We start from the raw sequence: 20,676 nt of genomic DNA on the forward strand, positions 1-20,676 counted from the left end.
CCGGCTCGGCCGGCAGGTGAGCCTGTGCCCCTGGAAGCGCGTGTGCGCCCCCAGGGGCACCGGTGTGCGACTACTTCGCGCCCCGCTCGGTCACCGCGTTGTCACCCGGGCATGGAATCATGGCCACAACGGCCCAACCGGTGGGCCGCTGCCTTGGGTTGGCGATGGCACAGCACCACAGGCCACAGCCTTCAGGGGGAGGAACGATGGCGGACAGCTTCGGACCGATGCGGGACGGGGATGCCGACGGCGTCGTCGGCATGGGCCCGGACGCGGGCGGTACTCCACGCAAGGAGCCGATCAGAGTCCTTGTGGTGGACGACCACGCCCTCTTCCGCCGTGGGCTGGAGATCGTGCTCGCCGCCGAGGAGGACATCCAGGTCGTCGGCGAGGCGGGTGACGGCGCGGAGGCCGTCGACAAGGCCGCCGATCTGCTGCCCGACATCGTGCTGATGGACGTCCGGATGCCCAAGCGCGGCGGAATCGAGGCCTGCACCTCCATCAAGGAGGTCGCGCCCAGCGCGAAGATCATCATGCTGACGATCAGCGACGAAGAGGCCGATCTCTACGACGCGATCAAGGCGGGCGCGACCGGATATCTCCTCAAGGAGATCTCCACCGACGAGGTGGCCACCGCCATTCGCGCGGTGGCCGACGGGCAGTCGCAGATCAGCCCGTCCATGGCGTCGAAACTCCTCACCGAGTTCAAGTCGATGATCCAGCGCACCGACGAGCGCCGGCTGGTGCCGGCGCCGCGGCTCACCGACCGGGAACTCGAGGTGCTCAAGCTCGTCGCCACGGGGATGAACAACCGCGATATCGCGAAGGAGTTGTTCATCTCCGAGAACACCGTGAAGAACCATGTGCGCAACATCCTGGAGAAGCTGCAGCTGCACTCCAGGATGGAGGCCGTGGTCTACGCGATGCGGGAGAAGATCCTCGAGATCCGCTGAGACCGTCGGCGCAGGCACCGAGGCCGGCGCCGGTCAGCGCAGCGCGGCCATCAGCGCGCGGGTCACCTCACGCAGGAGGGGCTCGCGCAGCTCGGGGGCGTCCACCCGCTCCACGCGGACCGTCGTGCAGCCCACCCAGCTCGCCGCCTCGACCAGCGCCTCGGCCACCGCCGGGACCGCCTTCGGGCCGTCCAGCGTGACCTGGCGGGCCACCAGGATGTCGCTGCCCTCGCGCGCCGGGTCCACACGGCCCACGAGACGGCCGCCCGCCAGCACCGGCATCGCGTAGTAGCCGTGCACCCGCTTCGGCTTCGGGACGTAGGCCTCCAGGCGGTGGGTGAAGCCGAAGATCCGCTCCGTGCGCGCCCGGTCCCAGATCAGGGAGTCGAACGGGGAGAGCAGGGTGGTGCGGTGCCGGCCGCGCGGGGGCGTCGCCAGGGCCGCCGGATCCGCCCACGCGGGCTTGGACCAGCCCTCCACCTCCACCGGGACCAGACCCGAGTCGGCGATCACCGCGTCGACCTGCTCGCCCTTGAGACGGTGGTAGTCGGCGATGTCCGCGCGCGTGCCGACGCCCAGCGACTGTCCGGCCAGCCGGACCAGGCGGCGCAGGCACTCGGTGTCGTCCAGCTCGTCGTGGAGCAGCGCCCGGGGCACCGCCCGCTCGGCGAGGTCGTACACCCGCTTCCAGCCGCGCCGCTCGACGCACACCACCTCGCCGTACATCAGCGCGCGCTCCACGGCGACCTTGGTGCCGGACCAGTCCCACCACTCGCTGGTCTTCTTCGCGCCGCCCAGTTCCGTGGCGGTCAGCGGGCCCTCGGTGCGCAGCTGCTTGATGACCTGGTCGTACACGCCGTCGGGGAGCTCGTGCGCCCAGTGCGGGCGGTCGCGGTAGGCGCGGCGGCGGAAGGCGAAGTGCGGCCACTCCTCGATGGGCAGGATGCAGGCCGCGTGCGACCAGTACTCGAAGGCGTGGGGTGATGTCGGAGACGCGCCGGCGGATCCGGTCGTCCAGTAGGCGTCCTCGACCGTTCTGCGGCCGACGGAGCCGAGACGGGCGTAGGGGATGAGCTCGTGGGAGCGGGCGAGGACCGAGATGGTGTCGAGCTGGACCGCGCCGAGGTGGCGGAGCACGCCCCGGACGCCCGAGCGGCGGTCGGGAGCGCCGAGGAAGCCTTGCGCCCTCAGGGCGACACGGCGGGCTTCGTCCGCCGAGAGGGCGGCGGTGGGGCGCGGGAGGGTCGTCATGGGCCGGACGATAGAGGGTGGCACTGACAGTACGGCGTGAACTGGGACTATGGCTCGGACGTCAGCCCTGCGAAGGGGCCGGCAGGTAGGGCGCGGCCGAGGGCAGGCCCAGGTCCGAGGGCAGCAGGGAGCCCACCCAGCAGTCGCGCAGTACGCCCTTGTTGTTGAGGGAGGAGCGCAGTGTGCCCTCGATGGTGAAGCCGGCGCGCTCCGCGACCCCGCGGGAGCCGTGGTTGCCGACCTCGGCACGCCACTCGACCCGGTCGATCGCCATCCGCGTGAAGGCCCAGTGGGCGGCCGCGCGGGTGGCCTCGGTGGTGTAGCCGTGGCCGCGGTGCTCCTTGGCGGTCCAGAAGCCCACCTCGGCCGCGCCCAGGGAGCGCATGGTGAGGGCGAGCATCCCGGCCAGTTCCCCGGCCGGCAGGAAGACACCGAAGGTGAACATCGAACCCTCGGTCCAGCCGTCGGGGACCATCTGCTCCGTGAAGCTGCGGGCATGCTCCGGGAGATAGGGCGAGGGGATCGTCGTCCAGCGCTGGATGTCGGGGTCCTGGACGGCCGCGTACACCGCGTCGGTGTCCTGCGGGCCGACCGCGCGCAGCAGCAGACGCGGGGTGGTGAGCGTGACGGGTTCCATCGGCCGATTCTGCTCGCCCGGGTGTCCGGGGCGCCATGTGTTTCGCGGTCTGTGAGCGCGTGATCACATTTCGCGCAATTCCTCGCCCCGGCGCGGCACTATCCGCGGGGCCCGGCCGTTGTCCCCTGTGAAGCGGCAGACAACCTGCGACCACCCGGACCGGTCATACGAAACGGGCTCAGAGGGCCCTCAGGAAAGCGGTGGACGGTCCTCGGGCCGACAGGCCTCCCGGCGCGCCCGGGTCCTCGCATACGATGGCCGTTGCTCAGTACGTCCAATGGAAACCGACCGTCCCAGGCCCGACCGGCAAGGAGACAAACCCCCGTGTCCGTCCTCTCGAAGATCATGCGTGCAGGCGAAGGCAAGATCCTGCGCAAGCTGCACCGCATCGCGGACCAGGTCAACTCCATCGAAGAGGACTTCGTCGACCTCTCCGACGCCGAGCTGCGGGCCCTCACCGATGAGTACAAGCAGCGCTACGAAGACGGCGAGAGCCTCGACGACCTGCTTCCCGAGGCGTTCGCGACCGTCCGCGAGGCCGCCAAGCGCGCCCTCGGCCAGCGTCACTACGACGTGCAGATCATGGGCGGCGCGGCCCTTCACCTCGGCTACGTGGCCGAGATGAAGACCGGTGAGGGCAAGACCCTCGTCGGCACCCTGCCCGCGTACCTCAACGCGCTGTCGGGCAAGGGCGTGCACCTCATCACGGTCAACGACTACCTGGCCGAGCGCGACTCCGAGATGATGGGCCGCGTCCACAAGTTCCTGGGCCTCGAGGTCGGCTGCATCCTCGCCAACATGACCCCGGCCCAGCGCCGCGAGCAGTACGCCGCCGACATCACGTACGGCACGAACAACGAGTTCGGCTTCGACTACCTGCGCGACAACATGGCGTGGGCCCAGGACGAGCTCGTCCAGCGCGGCCACAACTTCGCCATCGTCGACGAGGTCGACTCCATCCTGGTCGACGAGGCCCGTACGCCGCTGATCATCTCCGGCCCCGCCGACCAGGCCACCAAGTGGTACGGCGACTTCGCCAAGCTGGTCCTGCGCCTGAAGAAGGGCGAGGCGGGCAACCCGCTCAAGGGCGAGGAGGAGACCGGCGACTACGACGTCGACGAGAAGAAGCGCACGGTCGCCATCCACGAGTCCGGCGTCTCCAAGGTCGAGGACTGGCTGGGCATCGACAACCTCTACGAGTCGGTGAACACCCCTCTGGTGGGCTACCTGAACAACGCCATCAAGGCGAAGGAGCTCTTCAAGAAGGACAAGGACTACGTCGTCCTCGACGGCGAGGTCATGATCGTCGACGAGCACACCGGCCGTATCCTCGCCGGCCGCCGCTACAACGAGGGCATGCACCAGGCGATCGAGGCGAAGGAAGGGGTGGACATCAAGGACGAGAACCAGACGCTCGCCACGATCACCCTGCAGAACTTCTTCCGCCTCTACAAGCGCCACGACCACAACGGCAAGGAACAGCCCGGCCTGTCCGGCATGACCGGTACGGCCATGACCGAGGCCGCCGAGTTCCACCAGATCTACAAGCTCGGCGTGGTCCCGATCCCGACGAACAGGCCGATGGTCCGCAAGGACCAGTCGGACCTGATCTACCGCACCGAGGTCGCCAAGTTCGAGGCGGTCGTCGACGACATCGCGGAGAAGCACGAGAAGGGCCAGCCGATCCTGGTCGGCACGACCTCCGTCGAGAAGTCGGAGTACCTCTCGCAGCAGCTCTCCAAGCGCGGCATCCAGCACGAGGTGCTGAACGCCAAGCACCACGAGCGTGAGGCGACGATCGTCGCGCAGGCCGGCCGCCGGGGCGCCGTCACGGTGGCCACCAACATGGCCGGCCGTGGTACCGACATCAAGCTCGGCGGCAACCCCGAGGACCTCGCCGACGCGGAGCTGCGCCAGCGCGGCCTCGACCCCGAGGAGCACATCGAGGAGTGGGCGCAGGCGCTGCCCGCCGCCCTGGAGAAGGCCGAGCAGGCGGTCAAGGCCGAGTTCGAGGAGGTCAAGGAGCTCGGTGGGCTCTACGTCCTCGGTACCGAGCGGCACGAGTCGCGCCGGATCGACAACCAGCTGCGCGGTCGTTCCGGCCGTCAGGGCGACCCCGGCGAGTCCCGCTTCTACCTCTCCCTCGGCGACGACCTGATGCGCCTGTTCAAGGCCCAGATGGTCGAGCGCGTGATGTCCATGGCGAACGTGCCGGACGACGTGCCGATCGAGAACAAGATGGTGACCCGTGCGATCGCGTCCGCGCAGTCGCAGGTCGAGCAGCAGAACTTCGAGACCCGTAAGAACGTCCTGAAGTACGACGAGGTGCTCAACCGGCAGCGCGAGGTCATCTACGGCGAGCGCCGCCGCGTCCTGGAGGGCGAGGACCTGCAGGAGCAGATCCACCACTTCATGGACGACACCATCGACGCGTACGTCGGCGCGGAGACCGCCGAGGGCTTCCCGGAGGACTGGGACCTCGACCGGCTGTGGGGCGCCTTCAAGCAGCTCTACCCGGTGAAGGTCACCGTCGACGAGCTGGAGGAGGCGGCCGGCGACCGCGCGGGCCTGACCGCCGAGTACATCTCCGAGTCCATCAAGGACGACGTCCACGAGCAGTACGAGTCCCGCGAGTCGCAGCTCGGCTCCGAGATCATGCGGGAGCTGGAGCGCCGCGTCGTGCTGTCGGTCCTGGACCGCAAGTGGCGTGAGCACCTCTACGAGATGGACTACCTCCAGGAGGGCATCGGCCTGCGCGCGATGGCCCAGAAGGACCCCCTGGTCGAGTACCAGCGCGAGGGCTTCGACATGTTCACGGCCATGATGGACGGCATCAAGGAGGAGTCCGTCGGCTACCTGTTCAACCTGGAGGTCCAGGTCGAGCAGCAGGTCGAGGAGGTCCCGGTCGAGGACACCGAGGCGGTTTCCGACAGCGTCCAGGACGCGGTGCCGGCCCAGGCGGGCTCCCGTCCCGAGATCCGCGCCAAGGGCCTGGAGGCGCCGCAGCGTCGGGGCATGCACTTCTCCGCGGCCACCGTGGACGGAGAGGGCGGCCTCGTCGAGGGCGACTTCACCTACGACGACGAGGAGCCGGCCCGCTCCGAGGCGGACGGCCTGACCCGAGCGGAGCGCCGCAAGCAGGCGAAGGGCAGCCGCCGCCGCAGGAAGTGACGGCGACACCACCACGTCGGAAGGGCCGGTCACCCCGGAGGGGGGGCCGGCCCTTCGGCTTGCCCGGCCCAGCCTTCTTCGGTTCGGCCGGCTGGCCTTCTGTGGCTTGCCCGGCCCAGCCTTCTTCGGTTCGGCCGGCTGGCCTTCTGTGGCTTGCCCGGCCCAGCCTCCCTCGGCTTGTCCAGCGGGTCCTCTGTGGCTAGCTCAGGGCTTCTCCGGGATCTGACCACGCCGAGCCCTCTCAGGCTTGCCACAAGGCCCTCCCGCGCCTGCCGGACGGCCCAGCCTCCTTCTAGGACCGCCCAAAGCTCAGCCTCCTAGGATGCTGGCCCAGCCTCCCCTGAGACCGGGCCAGCCCCTCCCAGGAGGGCCTGGCCCCCCGGACCGGCCCAACCCCTAGCTGCCGCGCGGTGCTCGGGGCCCGCCCAGTTCTACGGCCGTGCAGCGCCAGCGGAGGTCCGGGCCCTGTTCGAGGCGGAAGGCCATGGCGCGGAGCTGGTCGCCGGCGGCGATGCGGGCGAAGACCTCCAGGGCGCCGGTGCGGGGGACGTAGTAGCCGATGTCGCGGACGACCGGGTCGGCGCCGCGGGTGCGCAGGGGGCCGCGTTCGGCGAGGCGGGCCAGATCGTCGTAGGCGGGACCCGCGGTGTGCCGGAGCATCCAGTGGACGGGCCGGCGGCCGCTGAGGACGGCCAGCAGGCGCTCCGCGAAGAGGTCCGTGGGGCGGGGGCTCGGCGGGGCCGCCGGAGGGGTGAGCGGCCTGCGGGACGAGGGCGTTCCGGGGCGGCGGGAGTCCCGGCGGCCGGGCGGGCGGGTGCCCGGGCGGAGCTGGGCGGTCCTGGTCATGACCTTGTTCATGGGGATCCCCGTTCGACGGGCCCGGAGTACCGGGCGGTAACTTGCGGTCGGGGATCTTGTACGGGGGCCGGGACGGCGGCAGCAAGGCGTCTGCGGCCCGTGTCGGGGGCCCGGGAATGTTCACCTATCCGAGTGATCCGGGGCGCCCGGACCCGGTCGGACGGCGGCCGGCACCGGGTGAATCGGAGGGTGCCGGGTGGACGCTCCCGGCGTCACCGCCCGGGACCCGAAAGGGGACGCCCGCACGTATCCTGAAGGCCCTCCAGGAGGCGTCAGGACCTTCGGGGGACCCGCGGAGTCGAAGAGTCGAGAAAAGAGCGGCCAGCATGCGCGTCTATGTCCCCCTGACCCTCTCCGGGCTTGCCGAGGCGCACAAGACGGGCGAGCTGGGGACCGGTCCGTTCGCCGCCTACGCCGTCACGCCGGCGCTGCGCGAGTGGTACCTCTCCGACGACGTGGAGGAACTGGAGTACGCGGCGCTCAACCGGGCCGCCCTGGCCTCGCTGCGGCTGCTGGCCGCAGAGCCGGATGCGGCGCGACGCCGGGTCGTGGTGGCCGTGGACGTCCCCGACGGCACGGCGACGGCCGACCCGGACCGCGGGCTCGACCCGGCGGCGCTGGGCGAGGTGCGGGTGACCGGCACGGTCGCGCTGGCCAAGGCGGCCGCAGTGCACGTCGACTCCGACGACGCGGAGGAGGACGTGACTGCAGCGGCCGGGGCGCTGGCGGCGGCGGACGGCGGGGACGACGACGCCCAGTTCGTCGTGGACGGGGCCGAGGACCATGAGCTGCTCTGGTACGCCACGCAGGAGATCCCGAACCTGATGGGGCTCGACTGAGCCGACGGGGCGTGTGTGACCTGCGGTGACGCACCCGCGGTCTTGATTGTCAGTGGCGGCGGGTAGCGTTTTGGCATGGGGAAGCACGACAGCGCACACATTGTCTGGGACTGGAACGGCACGCTGTTCCACGACAACGACGCGATCATCGGGGCGACGAACGCGGCCTCGGCCGAGCTGGGCCTGGCACCGATCACACTGGAGCAGTACCGGGCGCTGTACTGCGTGCCGGTGCCGAGGTTCTACGAGCGGCTGATGGGGCGGCTGCCGACGGACACCGAGTGGGAGGTCATGGACGTGATCTTCCACCGCTACTACGCCGAGCACCGCGGTCTGTGCGGGCTGACCGACGGGGCGGCCGAGCTGCTGGCCGGGTGGCGTTCGGCCGGGCGCAGCCAGTCGCTGCTGAGCATGTACGTGCACGACGAACTCGTACCGCTGGTGCGGGGGTTCGGGATCGAGCCGCACTTCGTACGGGTGGAGGGCCGGGTCGGGCCGTCCGGGGGCAGCAAGGCCGAGCACATGGTCCGGCATCTGCGGCAGCTGGGGGACGTGGAGCCGGGGCGGACCGTGGTGATCGGGGACGCGGCGGACGACGCGGTGGCGGCGCACGCCGTGGGCGCGAAGGCGGTGCTGTACACCGGGGGCTCGCACGGCCGGGCGAGCCTGGAGGAGGTCGGGGTCCCGGTGGTGGACTCGCTGGCGGAGGCGGTCGAGGAAGCGGAGCGGATGGTGGCGTAAGCCTCCTCGGGGCCGCCGTCCCTGTGCAGAGTGTCAAAGTTCGCCCCCCTGTTTTGTACACATACGGCTCATGACGGGCCCCGGGTGGGGAGCGATAGCCTGGTGGCGTGATCAGCGCGATAGTTCGCGGGGGCGTCACCGCCCCTGCCCTGCGCCCGGTGAGCACGGAACACCTCCGTGACCGGGCGGCGGTCGCTGGTCTTCCCGGGCGGAGGGCGCCGAAAGCGGCCCTGGCAGGGGCGCTGCCGAGAGCAGCATCACACCTGCGGAGCAGCTCAAATATGGCTCAATACCCCCCGCTCATCTCACCTTGCGGCATAGCGTCGGAGCAGACCGGACACCCCGGCCGTGGCGTCGAGCCGCAGGGGGAAGAGCCCGTACTTCCTTCTACGTCACGCAATGGCGCGCGACAGGAGCCAGAGGACAATGCAGACCAAGCTGGACGAAGCCAAGGCCGAGCTGCTCGATCGGGCCGCCCGGGTAGCTGAGAACAGCCCGGCAGGGGGGCACCTACCGACTGGGACGACGGGAGAGGCGGACCAGGAGTCCGTGTTCGCGTTCCTCCAGCGCTACTACCTGCACACCGCACCGGAGGACCTCGCCGACCGCGACCCGGTCGACGTCTTCGGCGCCGCCGTCTCGCACTACCGTCTTGCCGAGACCCGTCCGCAGGGCACCGCCAACGTCCGGGTCCACACCCCGACCGTCGAGGAGAACGGGTGGACCTGCAGCCACACCGTGGTGGAGGTCGTCACCGACGACATGCCGTTCCTCGTCGACTCGGTCACCAATGAGCTGACCCGGCAGGGGCGGGGTATCCACGTCGTCATCCACCCCCAGTTCGTCGTCCGCCGCGACCTCACCGGCAAGCTGATCGAGGTGCTGCCGACCCCGGCCACGGACGGGGAACTGCCGCACGACGCGCACGTCGAGTCCTGGATCCACGTCGAGATCGACCGCGAGACCGACCGCTCGGACCTCAAGCAGATCACCGCCGACCTGCTGCGCGTGCTCTCCGACGTCCGCGAGGCCGTCGAGGACTGGGAGAAGATGCGGGAGGCCGCCGCCCGTATCGCCGAGGAACTCGGTGACGAGCCCGTGCCCGGCGACCTGCCGCGCCCCGAGGTCGAGGAGGCCCGCGAGCTGCTGCGCTGGCTGGCCGCCGACCACTTCACCTTCCTCGGCTTCCGCGAGTACCAGCTCCGCGAGGACGACTCCCTGGCCGCCGTGCCCGGCACCGGCCTCGGCATCCTGCGCTCCGACCCGCAGCACGCCGGCGAGGAGGGCCACCCGGTCAGCCCCTCCTTCGAGCGGCTCCCGGCCGACGCGCGCGCCAAGGCCCGCGAGCACAAGCTGCTGGTGCTGACCAAGGCGAACAGCCGGTCGACCGTGCACCGGCCGTCGTACCTGGACTACGTCGGCGTCAAGAAGTTCGACGCGGACGGCAACGTGGTCGGCGAGCGGCGTTTCCTGGGTCTGTTCTCGTCCGCCGCCTACACCGAGTCGGTGCGCCGGGTGCCCGTCATCCGCCGCAAGGTCGACGCGGTGCTGGACCGGGCCGGCTTCTCGCCCAACAGCCACGACGGCCGCGACCTGCTCCAGATCATGGAGACCTACCCGCGCGACGAGCTGTTCCAGACCCCGGTCCCCGAGCTGGAGTCGATCGTCACCAGCGTCCTCTACCTGCAGGAACGCCGCCGGCTGCGGCTGTACCTGCGGCAGGACGAGTACGGCCGCTACTACTCGGCCCTCGTCTACCTCCCCCGGGACCGCTACACCACCGGCGTCCGGCTGCGGATCATCGACATCCTGAAGGAGGAGCTCGGCGGCACCAGCGTCGACTTCACGGCCTGGAACACCGAGTCGATCCTCTCCCGACTGCACTTCGTCGTCCGCGTCCCGCAGGGCACCGAGCTGCCCGAGCTGTCCGACGCCGACAAGGACCGCATCGAGGCCCGCCTGGTCGAGGCGGCCCGCTCCTGGGCCGACGCCTTCGGTGAGGCGCTCAACGCCGAGTGCGGCGAGGAGCGCGCGGCCGAGCTGCTGCGCAAGTACACCAACTCCTTCCCCGAGGGCTACAAGGCCGACCACACCCCGCGCGCGGCGGTCGCCGACCTCGTGCACCTGGAGCGGCTCACCGAGGAGGAGGGCAACGACTTCGCGCTCAGCCTCTACGAGCCGGTGGGCGCCGCCCCCGACGAGCGCCGCTTCAAGATCTACCGCAAGGGCGCGGCGATCTCCCTGTCGGCCGTGCTGCCGGTGCTCAACCGGATCGGCGTCGAGGTGATCGACGAGCGGCCGTACGAACTGCGCTGCGCGGACCGGACGACCGCCTGGATCTACGACTTCGGCCTGCGGGTGCCGAAGGTCCAGGGCAGCGCGAACGGCGACTACCTCGGCGAGGACGGCCGCGAGCGGTTCCAGGACGCCTTCGCGGCGACCTGGACCGGCCAGGCGGAGAACGACGGCTTCAACGCGCTGGTGCTGAGCGCCGGGCTGAGCTGGCGGCAGGCGATGGTGCTGCGGGCGTACGCCAAGTACCTGCGGCAGGCCGGCTCCACGTTCAGCCAGGACTACATGGAGACCACGCTCCGCCACAACGTCCACACCACCCGGCTGCTGGTCTCCCTCTTCGAGGCGCGGATGTCGCCGGACCGGCAGAAGGCCGGCCTGGAGATCACCGACGCCCTGCTGGAGGAGCTGGACGCGGCGCTCGACCAGGTGGCCTCGCTGGACGAGGACCGCATCCTGCGGTCCTTCCTGACCGTCATCAAGGCGACACTGCGCACCAACTTCTTCCAGGAGACGGTCGACGGCAGGCCGCACTCCTACGTCTCCATGAAGTTCGACCCGCAGGCCATCCCCGACCTCCCGGCGCCCCGCCCGGCGTACGAGATCTGGGTGTACTCGCCGCGTGTCGAGGGCGTGCACCTGCGGTTCGGCAAGGTCGCGCGCGGCGGTCTGCGCTGGTCGGACCGGCGTGAGGACTTCCGCACCGAGATCCTCGGCCTGGTCAAGGCGCAGATGGTGAAGAACACCGTCATCGTGCCGGTCGGCGCCAAGGGCGGTTTCGTCGCCAAGCAGCTGCCGGACCCGGGCAAGGACCGGGACGCGTGGCTCGCGGAGGGCATCGCCAGCTACAAGACGTTCATCTCGGCGCTGCTCGACATCACCGACAACATGGTGGCCGGCGAGATCGTGCCCCCGCAGGACGTGGTCCGGCACGACGAGGACGACACCTATCTGGTGGTCGCGGCCGACAAGGGCACGGCGACGTTCTCCGACATCGCCAACGAGGTCGCCGGCAGCTACAACTTCTGGCTCGGCGACGCCTTCGCCTCCGGCGGCTCCGCGGGCTACGACCACAAGGGCATGGGCATCACCGCGCGCGGCGCCTGGGAGTCCGTGAAGCGGCACTTCCGGGAGTTGGGCGTCGACACCCAGAGCGAGGACTTCACGGTCGTCGGCATCGGTGACATGTCCGGTGACGTGTTCGGCAACGGCATGCTGCTCAGCGAGCAGATCCGGCTGGTCGCCGCCTTCGACCACCGGCACATCTTCATCGACCCGAACCCGGACGCGGCCACCTCCTACGCCGAGCGCCGCCGCCTGTTCGAGCTGCCCCGCTCCAGCTGGGGCGACTACGACACGGACCTGCTCTCGGCGGGCGGCGGGATCTTCCCGCGCAGTGCCAAGGCCATCCCGGTCAACGGCCACATCCGCGAGGCCCTCGGCATCGAGGACAAGGTCGCCAAGGTGACCCCGGCCGAGCTGATGAAGGCGATCCTGGCGGCACCGGTCGACCTGCTGTGGAACGGCGGCATCGGCACCTACGTCAAGGCGTCCACCGAGTCGAACGCGGACGTCGGCGACAAGGCCAACGACGCCATCCGCGTCGACGGCGCCGACCTGCGCGTCAAGGTCGTCGGCGAGGGCGGCAACCTGGGCCTGACCCAGCTCGGCCGGATCGAGTTCGCCCGCCAGGGCGGCAAGATCAACACCGACGCCATCGACAACAGCGCGGGCGTGGACACCTCGGACCACGAGGTGAACATCAAGATCCTGCTCAACGGTGTGGTCGCGGACGGCGACATGACGGTCAAGCAGCGCAACAAGCTGCTCGCCGAGATGACCGACGAGGTCGGCGCCCTGGTGCTGCGCAACAACTACGCGCAGAACGTGGCGATCGCCAACGCGCTGGCCCAGTCCCAGGACATGCTCCACGCCCAGCAGCGCTTCCTGCGCCACCTGGTGCGCGAGGGCCACCTCGACCGCGCCCTGGAGTTCCTGCCCACGGACCGCCAGATCCGCGAGCGCATCGGCACCGGCCAGGGCCTGACCGGCCCGGAGACGGCCGTCCTGCTGGCGTACACGAAGATCACCGTCGCCGACGAGCTGCTGGCGACCTCGCTGCCGGACGACCCGTACCTGAGCAGCCTGCTGCACGCCTACTTCCCGACCGCGCTGCGCGAGCAGTTCGCCGCCGCGCTCATCAGCCACCCGCTGCGCCGCGAGATCACGACCACGGTCCTGGTCAACGACACGGTCAACACCGGTGGTACGACGTATCTGCACCGGCTCCGCGAGGAGACCGGGGCCTCCCTGGAGGAGATCGTCCGGGCGCAGACCGCGGCCCGCGCGATCTTCCGCTCCGCCCCGGTGTGGGACGGCGTCGAGGAACTGGACAACAGGGTCGACGCGGCCGTCCAGACCCGGATCCGGCTGCACTCGCGCCGTCTGGTCGAGCGCGGCACCCGCTGGCTGCTCAACAACCGCCCGCAGCCGCTGGAGCTCGCCGAGACCGTCGACTTCTTCTCCGAGCGGGTCGAACAGGTCTGGCAGCAGCTGCCCAAGCTGCTGCGCGGCGCGGACGCGGAGTGGTACCAGCACGTGTACGACGAGCTGTCCGCGTCCGGTGTCCCGGACGAGCTGGCGACCCGGGTGGCCGGCTTCTCCTCCGCCTTCCCGGCGCTGGACATCGTCTCGGTGGCCGACCGCATGGGCAGGGAACCGCTGGATGTCGCCGAGGTCTACTACGACCTCGCCGACCGGCTCGGCGTCACCCAGCTGATGGACCGCATCATCGAGCTCCCGCGCGCCGACCGCTGGCAGTCGATGGCCCGCGCCTCCATCCGCGAGGACCTGTACGCGGCCCACGCGATGCTCACCGCCGACGTGCTCGCCGTGGGCAACGGCACCTCGACGCCCGAGCAGCGCTACGCGGCCTGGGAGCAGAAGAACTCGGCGATCCTGGGCCGGGCCCGGGCCACCCTGGAGGAGATCCGCAGCTCGGACTCCTTCGACCTGGCCAACCTGTCGGTGGCCATGCGGACGATGCGAACGCTGCTGCGCACGCACTCGTAGCCGTACAGCGCGGTAGTCACGAGCAGGAGGCAGTACGACAGGAAAGGCGCCCCGGGCCATGACGGCCCGGGGCGCCTTTCCTGTCGTAGGTCCCGGTCAGGAGGGAGACGGGGCGACCTTCGGCTTCGCCTTGGGCTTCGCCTTGGTCTTGTCGGACTTGTCGCCGGTGAAGGCCTCGTACTCGGCGAGGACGTCCTCGGTGGGGCCGTCCATGCGCAGCACCCCGCGCTCCAGCCAGAGCACCCGCTCGCAGGTGTCGCGGATGGACTTGTTGTTGTGGCTGACCAGGAACACCGTGCCCGCGTGCTGGCGCAGCTCGCGGATGCGCTCCTCGGACCGCATCCGGAAGGACGCGTCACCGGTGGCCAGGGCCTCGTCGATGAGCAGGACGTCGTGGTCCTTGGCGGCGGCGATGGAGAAGCGCAGCCGGGCGCCCATGCCCGAGGAGTAGGTCCGCATCGGGAGGGTGATGAAGTCGCCCTTCTCGTTGATGCCGGAGAAGTCGACGATGTCCTGGTAGCGCTCCTTGATCTCCTCGCGGGACATGCCCATGGCGAGGCCACCGAGGTAGACGTTCTTCTCGCCGGTCAGGTCGCCCATCAGGGCCGCGTTGACGCCGAGGAGGGAGGGCTGGCCGTCGGTGTAGATGGCGCCGTTCTCCACCGGGAGCAGGCCGGCGACGGCCTTGAGCAGGGTGGACTTGCCGGAGCCGTTGGTGCCGATGAGGCCGATCGCCTCGCCCTTGTAGGCGACGAAGGAGACGTTCTTGACCGCGTGCACCTTGCGGACGCCCGCCGCGTTCTCGGTCCGCTTCTTGCCGCGCAGCATGCGGTTGAGGGCGGCGGTGGCGGAGCCGCGTCCGGCTCCGGTGCCGTTGACCCGGTAGACGATGTCGACGCCGTCGCAGACGACGGTGGGGATGTCGCTCACGATGCGGGGCTCACGCTCGACGGGTGTCTCGTCCATGGGGGTGTCGCTCAGGTTCTCAGCCACGGCCGTACGTCTCCTCAGCCTTCCAGAAGTAGATGAACCCGCCGACCCCGACGACCACGGCCCAGCCGGTCGCGACGAGCCATACGTGCGGCGGCAGCTGGCTGGAGTGGAAGCTGTCGATCAGGGAGTAGCGCATCAGGTCGATGTAGACGGCGGCCGGGTTGTCCTTGAGCACCGGTGCCACCCAGCTCGGCAGCCCCTTGTGGTTGCCGGTCAGCCTGTCGATGCTCCACATGACGCCGGAGATGTACATCCAGGTGCGCAGCACGAACGGCATCAGCTGGGAGATGTCCGGGGTCTTGGCGCCCCAGCGGGCCATGATCAGCGACATGCCGGTGTTGAACATGAACTGCAGCAGCAGCGCCGGGATGGCCAGCACCCAGGAGGCGGCCACCGGCACGCCGAAGCAGAGCAGGATGACGACCAGGGCGCACATCGAGAACAGCAGCTGCTGGAGCTGCTGGAGGCAGAAGGAGATCGGGAGTGCGGCCCGCGGGAAGTGCAGGGCGCGGACGAGGCCGAGGTTGCCGGCGATCGCGCGGGTGCCGGTCATGATCGAGCTCGACGTGAACGTCCAGATGAACACGCCCGTGACCAGGAACGGGATGTAGTCCGGCACGCCCCTCTTGGTGCCCAGCAGGATGCCGAAGATGAAGTAGTACACCGCGGCGTTCAGCAGCGGGGTCATGACCTGCCAGACCTGGCCGAGCTTCGCCTGGGCGTACTGGGCGGTGAGCTTGGCGGTGGCGAACGCGACGATGAAGTGCCGTCGGGCCCACAGCTGCCGGATGTACTGGGGCAGGGTGGGACGGGCGCCGCTGACCGAGAGGCCGTGCCGGGCGGCGAGCGCCGCGAGGTCGTCCTCGGCCGAGACCGGAGTCGGGGGCGGTGTGTGGAGAACCTGGGTCACATCCGCTGCTTTCACTCGGGGGGTGGGGGTGCTGCGGCGTCCGGCTGGGCGCCGGGCCCGTCATCCGAAGTTTCCTTACGCTTCTCTTCACGTTTTCTTACGTCGGGACGGGACCGTATCGTCGCAACGGGAGCGTAGGCCGAGTTGGCGTCGGAACGCAACCGTTTCGTCGTCACGGGTGCGTGTGTGCCGTGACACTTCCGAAGTCGGGGCGCGACCGATTCGTTGTGCGAAAGGGTGGAGCGCGTGTTCGGGTACGGCGGTGAGCTGGGGCGTGTTCAGTGCGACCGCGTTGCGGCGATCGGGTGGCGGCCCGGTGTCGGTGACCCGTCGGGACGCAACCGTTTCGTCGTTACGCCCCTATGCTGGGTGACATGACGACGAACGCCGAGGAGTCCCAGACGCGTCCGCGCCGACGAGCCCCCGCCGGGGCGGCCGTCCTCCGCGAGGACGTGACCGAGGCCATCCGGGCCGCCGTCTTCGAGGAGCTCGCGGCGGTCGGCTACGCCCGGATGTCCATCGAGGGCATCGCGCGCCGCGCGGGCGTCGGCAAGACCGCCGTCTACCGCCGCTGGCGCTCCAAGCTGCACCTCGTCCTCGACGTCGTCTCCGCCCTCGCCGTGCTGGGCCTGCCGGTGCCCGACACCGGCTCCCTGGAGGGCGACCTGCGGCTCCTGTACGAGGTCACGTCCCGTGCGCTGCGCCACCCCGTGGCCTCGCAGATCATCCCGGACCTCCAGGCCGAGGCGGCCCGCAACCCCGAGATCGCCGAGGCCATGCAGAAGACGCTGCGCGAGGGCCAGGAGGGCGTCGCCAGCAAGATCATCGAGTCGGCGCAGCGGCGCGGCGAACTCGCCGCCGACCTCGACGACGACCTGGCCATGGACCTGATCTCCGGCCCGCTGTACTGGCGCTCGGTGGTGATCCGTACCCCGAAGCTGCCGAAGGGCTATCTGGGGGCGCTGGCCCGCGGGACCACGGAGGCGCTCAAGGCGCTGTGAACCACTCGGCCGGGGATGTCACAGGCGGGTCGGCCGTCTCGTCGTAGGGGGCGCAGACATCCTCGACCTGGGAGTGGACGATGAACCTCGCCCTGTGGATCGCCGCCGGACTGCTCGCCGCGGTGGCCCTGACCGGTGGCATCAGCAAGACGTTCGTGCCGCGGGAGAAGCTGGCCGCGGCCCACGGCGGCGGCTGGACCGGTGCCGTCGGAGACGGCTTCGTGAAAACGCTGGGGGTCCTCGAACTCCTGGCCGCGGCGGGCCTGGTCCTGCCGGCCGCCACCGGCATCGCACCGGTCCTGGTGCCGGTGACCGCCACCGCCTGGACCCTGCTGATGATCGGCGCGATGATCACCCACGGCCGGCGCGGCGAACGGGCGTTCGTGGCCCTGAACCTGGTCTATCTCGTGATCGCGCTGGCCGTCGCGGTGGGCCGGTTCGGCCCCGGCGCGTTCTGATGCCGAGAGGGCGAAGGGCCGAAGCGGCGAAGGTCCGGACGGCCGAAGGCTCGGACGATCGAAGGATCGAAGGGGGAGGGAGCGGGACATGAACAAGACCGAGGAGTTCCAGGACCTGCGGCCGCTGCTGTTCTCGGTCGCGTACCGGATCCTGGGCAGCGTGAGCGAGGCGGAGGACGCGGTCCAGGAGACCTGGCTGCGGTTCGAGGCCTCACCGACGGAGGTCAGGTCGCCCAAGGCGTTCCTGTCGGCCGCGGTGACCCGGATCTCCATCGACGTACTGCGTTCCGCCCGCGTCCGGCGCGAGGCGTACGTCGGCCCGTGGTTCCCCGAGCCGCTGCTCGCCGACCCCTACGAGGACCCGGAGCGGTCGGCGGAACTGGCCGACTCGCTCTCGATGGCGGCCCTGCTGCTCCTCGAACGCCTCAGCCCCCTGGAGCGCGCCGTCTTCGTCCTCCGCGAGGTGTTCGACTTCGGCTTCCCCGAGGTCGCGGCGGCCGTGGGCCGCTCGGAGCCGGCCTGCCGTCAGCTCGCGACACGGGCCCGCCGCCACATGGCCGAGGGCCGCCCCCGCTTCGAGGCGGACCGCCGGGAACGCGACGAACTGGCCGCACGCTTCTTCGAGGCCCTCCACGAGGGCGACGTCGCCGCCCTCCAGGACCTGCTCGCCGCCGACGTCTCCCTGGTCGGCGACGGCGGCGGCAAGGCCCCGCAGCTGGCCCGCGCGGTCGCCGGCGCCCAGAACGTGGCCCGCCTCCTCGCCGCCGTCTTCCCCGTCCTGGCCCGGGTCCAGGTGACCTGCGAACCCCACGAGGTCAACGGCCAGCCCGGCGCGGTCTTCCGCGACCGCGACGGCAAAACCCTCCAGACCTTCTCCCTCGACATCCTCGACGGCCGCGTCCACGCCATCCGTCTCGTCCTCAACCCCGAAAAACTCGCCCACCTCGGCCCCGTCGCCGACGCCTGGACCCTCTCCGAGGAACTCAAACAGGCCCGCCGGGACCGCGACTGACGGCAGCTCACGAACCGGCGCGGCTCAGTCCCTGGTCGTTTCCGGGTGGAGGCGGGTCCAGCCGTGCCAGGCTGAGGTGATCATGTCGTGGACGTCGTGTTTGGCCTTCCAGCCGAGTTCGGTGGTGATGCGGTCCGCGGAGGCGACGACGCGGGCGGGGTCGCCGGGGCGGCGGGGGGTGACGGTCGGGGCGCGGTCGTAGCCGGTGACGGTGTTGATGCGGTCGATCATCTCGCGGACGGAGACGCCTTCGCCGCGGCCGATGTTGAGGGTGAGCTCGCGGCCGGGGCCGGCCTGGAGGGCGCGGGCCGCGGCCACGTGGGCCTCGGCGAGGTCCACCACGTGGATGTAGTCGCGGACGCAGGTGCCGTCCGGGGTCGGGTAGTCGTCGCCGAAGACGCGCGGCGGGGCGTTCTCCGTGAGCTTCTCGAAGACCATCGGGATGAGGTTGTAGACGCCCACGTCGGCGAGTTCGGGGCTCGCCGCGCCCGCCACGTTGAAGTAGCGCAGCGACGCGGTCGACAGGCCGGTCGCCCGGCCCGTCGCGCGGACCAGCCACTCGCCCGCGAGCTTCGTCTCGCCGTACGGAGACATCGGCACGCAGGGCGTCTCCTCCGTCACCAGGTCGACGTCCGGCATGCCGTAGACGGCGGCCGAGGAGGAGAACACGAAGGACGGGACCCGGGCCTCCGTCACGGCCTCCAGGAGGACGCGCAGGCCCTCGACGTTCTCGTGGTAGTAGTGCAGGGGACGGTCCACCGACTCGCCCACCTGCTTCTTCGCCGCCAGATGGACGACCCCGGTCACCTCGTGCTCGGCCAGGGCGTGCGCGACCCTCTCGCCGTCCAGGGTGGAGCCGGTCACCAGGGGCACGTCCTCCGGCACGCGCTCGGCGATGCCGGTGGACAGGTCGTCGTACACGACCGTCCGCTCGCCCGCCTCGGTCATCGCGCGGACGACATGCGCCCCGATGTAGCCGGCGCCGCCGGTGATCAGCCAGGTCATGTGTGGCGGTCCCCTCCGTCAGTGGTCTGCCTCAGCCGCGGTCGTCTCCCAGTGAAGCAGCTGCGACGGACATCCGGGGACGGCCGGGACGGCTGCCGGCGATCGCGGGGCCGCTCACCGTGTTCGTACGGCGGCGGGTGGCGCGCCACAGGCGGGTGAGGGAGAGGACGGCCGCCGCGGCCAGCAGCCCGTTGCGGGCCAGCATCAGCAGACAGCCCGTCCAGGTGCAGCCGACGACCTCCGAGTAGAAGGCGGGGTAGGCGACGGAGCTGAGCGCGGTCGCCGTCACGACCAGCGCGGCGACCGGGCGCTGGGTGGTGTGCCGGGAGGTCAGGCACACGGCGGCCAGCCCGAGCAGCCAGATCATGTACTGCGGGCTGATCACCCGGCTGGTGACGGTGAAGAGGAGCACGGCGCTCAGCGCCGCGTCGTAGGGGGTGGCCTCGGTCCAGTGCCGGGCGCGGACGCGCCACAGCAGCAGGAGCGTGCAGGCGACCGCGGTGAGCACGAGCGAGGCGGTCGCGACGGCGTGCACGTGCGGGCCGACCAGCTCCATCGCGCCGTACTGGTAGCGGACCCTGCCGGGCCAGCCGGCGTGCCGCGCGAGGCTGAGCGCGGTGCCGCCGAGCGACTCGATCTGCACGCCCCGGCCGCCCTGTTGACGGAGGAAGGCGAGGGGGTTGCGGAACGCCAGCACGAAGAAGGCGAGCGTCACGCCTCCGGTGACGGCCGCCCAGCGCCATGCCGTGCGGGTGGGGCGTCCGCGCTCGACGCCCAGCAGCACCAGCGCCGGCCACACCTTCACCAGCGCGCCCAGGGCCGCGAGCACCCCGCTCGCGCGCGTGGAGCGCGACAGCGTGAGCAGGGAGAGCACGGCGAGGGCGGTGACCACCACGTCGTAGCGGGCGAGCGGGAGGTGCAGCAGGAGGGGGAGACCGCCGGTCCACAGGGCCGCGCCGAGCAGGGTGCGGCCGGGGCGCGTGCCCGCGCGGGCGAGCGCCGCCGTGATCAGCGCGTCGGTGGCCAGGGTGAGCGCCACGAACGCCTGGAAGTAGCTGAGCCCGGGCACCAGCCCCGGCGCGAGCAGCACCGCGCCGGCGCCCGGCGGGTACTGCCACAACGTGTCGTGCGCCGGGAACGCGCCGTGCGACAGAACGCCGAACCAGTGGAAGTAGAGCCGCCAGACTTCCCGCGCGACCGCTCCGTGTCCCAGCACTCGCTCGTTGTTGTGGACGAGGAGCCACAGCATCAGCGCGCGCGTGGCGATCCAGAAGGCGGTGAGGCAGAGGAGACCGGGGAGCCGGACGGGCCGTGGGAGACCCGGGAGTCGAACAGCCGAGGCGAACGGGGCGCGGGGGAGCGGGAAGTACGAGCGGCGATTCATCAACCGTGAGCGTAAGCCGCGCGGATGGTGTATCCATGCCGATACGCCGTCAATACCCGGCAAAGGTTGGCTAATCGCAAAAGATCGGGCCGTGGTGAG

General features: G+C 70.6%; 15 protein-coding genes. 8 read left to right on the forward strand and 7 right to left on the reverse strand.

What is annotated here, in order from left to right; all coding sequences use genetic code 11:
• The first annotated feature begins 206 nt into the window (after window positions 1–206).
• Window positions 207–953, forward strand: coding sequence for a response regulator transcription factor (locus tag ACIPSJ_RS00060; RefSeq protein ID WP_359221045.1), 747 nt, complete (start codon window positions 207–209; stop codon window positions 951–953).
• 33 nt (window positions 954–986) lie between these two features.
• On the opposite strand, the gene ACIPSJ_RS00065 is transcribed toward ACIPSJ_RS00060, so the two are convergent.
• Window positions 987–2,204 carry a winged helix-turn-helix domain-containing protein gene (locus ACIPSJ_RS00065; RefSeq protein ID WP_401342266.1) on the reverse strand — a complete coding sequence of 406 codons (1,218 nt, stop codon included), beginning with the start codon at window positions 2,202–2,204 and terminating at the stop codon, window positions 987–989.
• A 61-nt stretch (window positions 2,205–2,265) separates the two neighbouring features.
• On the reverse strand, window positions 2,266–2,841 hold the full coding sequence (locus tag ACIPSJ_RS00070) for a GNAT family N-acetyltransferase (protein ID WP_401342268.1): 576 nt from the start codon (window positions 2,839–2,841) through the stop codon (window positions 2,266–2,268).
• Window positions 2,842–3,165: 324 nt separating this feature from the next.
• On the opposite strand from ACIPSJ_RS00070, the gene secA reads away from it, so the two are divergent.
• Window positions 3,166–6,012 (forward strand): preprotein translocase subunit SecA, encoded by a 2,847-nt coding sequence (secA, locus tag ACIPSJ_RS00075; protein ID WP_359221039.1) that lies wholly within the window; start codon window positions 3,166–3,168, stop codon window positions 6,010–6,012.
• A gap of 396 nt (window positions 6,013–6,408) precedes the next feature.
• Here secA and ACIPSJ_RS00080 read toward each other — a convergent pair whose 3' ends face one another.
• Complete coding sequence (locus ACIPSJ_RS00080; RefSeq protein WP_401342270.1) at window positions 6,409–6,870, reverse strand: Rv3235 family protein; 462 nt, start codon at window positions 6,868–6,870, stop codon at window positions 6,409–6,411.
• Window positions 6,871–7,196: 326 nt separating this feature from the next.
• On the opposite strand from ACIPSJ_RS00080, the gene ACIPSJ_RS00085 reads away from it, so the two are divergent.
• From ACIPSJ_RS00085 to ACIPSJ_RS00095, 3 genes are all read left to right on the forward strand, one after another.
• Window positions 7,197–7,709 carry a DUF6912 family protein gene (locus tag ACIPSJ_RS00085; RefSeq protein ID WP_401342271.1) on the forward strand — a complete coding sequence of 171 codons (513 nt, stop codon included), beginning with the start codon at window positions 7,197–7,199 and terminating at the stop codon, window positions 7,707–7,709.
• Window positions 7,710–7,784: 75 nt separating this feature from the next.
• On the forward strand, window positions 7,785–8,450 hold the full coding sequence (locus ACIPSJ_RS00090; protein WP_365692813.1) for an HAD family hydrolase: 666 nt from the start codon (window positions 7,785–7,787) through the stop codon (window positions 8,448–8,450).
• Window positions 8,451–8,876: 426 nt separating this feature from the next.
• Window positions 8,877–13,814: an NAD-glutamate dehydrogenase gene (locus ACIPSJ_RS00095; RefSeq protein WP_401342273.1), complete on the forward strand. Its 4,938-nt coding sequence runs from the start codon at window positions 8,877–8,879 to the stop codon at window positions 13,812–13,814.
• 96 nt (window positions 13,815–13,910) lie between these two features.
• On the opposite strand, the gene ACIPSJ_RS00100 is transcribed toward ACIPSJ_RS00095, so the two are convergent.
• Together ACIPSJ_RS00100 and ACIPSJ_RS00105 are read right to left on the reverse strand one after the other, a co-directional pair.
• Complete coding sequence (locus ACIPSJ_RS00100) at window positions 13,911–14,780, reverse strand: ABC transporter ATP-binding protein (RefSeq protein WP_401344504.1); 870 nt, start codon at window positions 14,778–14,780, stop codon at window positions 13,911–13,913.
• A gap of 19 nt (window positions 14,781–14,799) precedes the next feature.
• Window positions 14,800–15,717 carry an ABC transporter permease gene (locus ACIPSJ_RS00105; protein WP_359221029.1) on the reverse strand — a complete coding sequence of 306 codons (918 nt, stop codon included), beginning with the start codon at window positions 15,715–15,717 and terminating at the stop codon, window positions 14,800–14,802.
• 374 nt (window positions 15,718–16,091) lie between these two features.
• Here ACIPSJ_RS00105 and ACIPSJ_RS00110 point away from each other — a divergent pair, with 374 nt between their 5' ends.
• The 3 genes from ACIPSJ_RS00110 (at window position 16,092) to ACIPSJ_RS00120 (ending at window position 18,188) form a co-directional block, all read left to right on the forward strand.
• A complete protein-coding gene (locus ACIPSJ_RS00110; RefSeq protein WP_359221027.1) occupies window positions 16,092–16,718 on the forward strand; it encodes a TetR/AcrR family transcriptional regulator in 627 nt (208 codons plus the stop codon).
• A gap of 80 nt (window positions 16,719–16,798) precedes the next feature.
• On the forward strand, window positions 16,799–17,176 hold the full coding sequence (locus ACIPSJ_RS00115; protein WP_359221025.1) for a DoxX family protein: 378 nt from the start codon (window positions 16,799–16,801) through the stop codon (window positions 17,174–17,176).
• A gap of 88 nt (window positions 17,177–17,264) precedes the next feature.
• The gene (locus ACIPSJ_RS00120) at window positions 17,265–18,188 is read left to right on the forward strand and encodes an RNA polymerase sigma-70 factor (RefSeq protein ID WP_359221023.1); all 924 of its coding nucleotides are present in this window, start codon (window positions 17,265–17,267) and stop codon (window positions 18,186–18,188) included.
• Window positions 18,189–18,212: 24 nt separating this feature from the next.
• Here the strand turns inward: ACIPSJ_RS00120 and galE are convergent, their stop codons facing one another.
• Both galE and ACIPSJ_RS00130 read right to left on the reverse strand, forming a co-directional pair.
• Window positions 18,213–19,193: a UDP-glucose 4-epimerase GalE gene (gene galE, locus ACIPSJ_RS00125; protein WP_359221021.1), complete on the reverse strand. Its 981-nt coding sequence runs from the start codon at window positions 19,191–19,193 to the stop codon at window positions 18,213–18,215.
• A gap of 31 nt (window positions 19,194–19,224) precedes the next feature.
• Window positions 19,225–20,442, reverse strand: a complete 1,218-nt coding sequence (locus ACIPSJ_RS00130; protein WP_401344506.1) for a glycosyltransferase 87 family protein — start codon at window positions 20,440–20,442, stop codon at window positions 19,225–19,227.
• Window positions 20,443–20,676: the final 234 nt, after the last annotated feature.

It is taken from the genome of Streptomyces sp. NPDC090088, from assembly GCF_044747345.1.
Classification (GTDB): Bacteria; Actinomycetota; Actinomycetes; order Streptomycetales; family Streptomycetaceae; genus Streptomyces.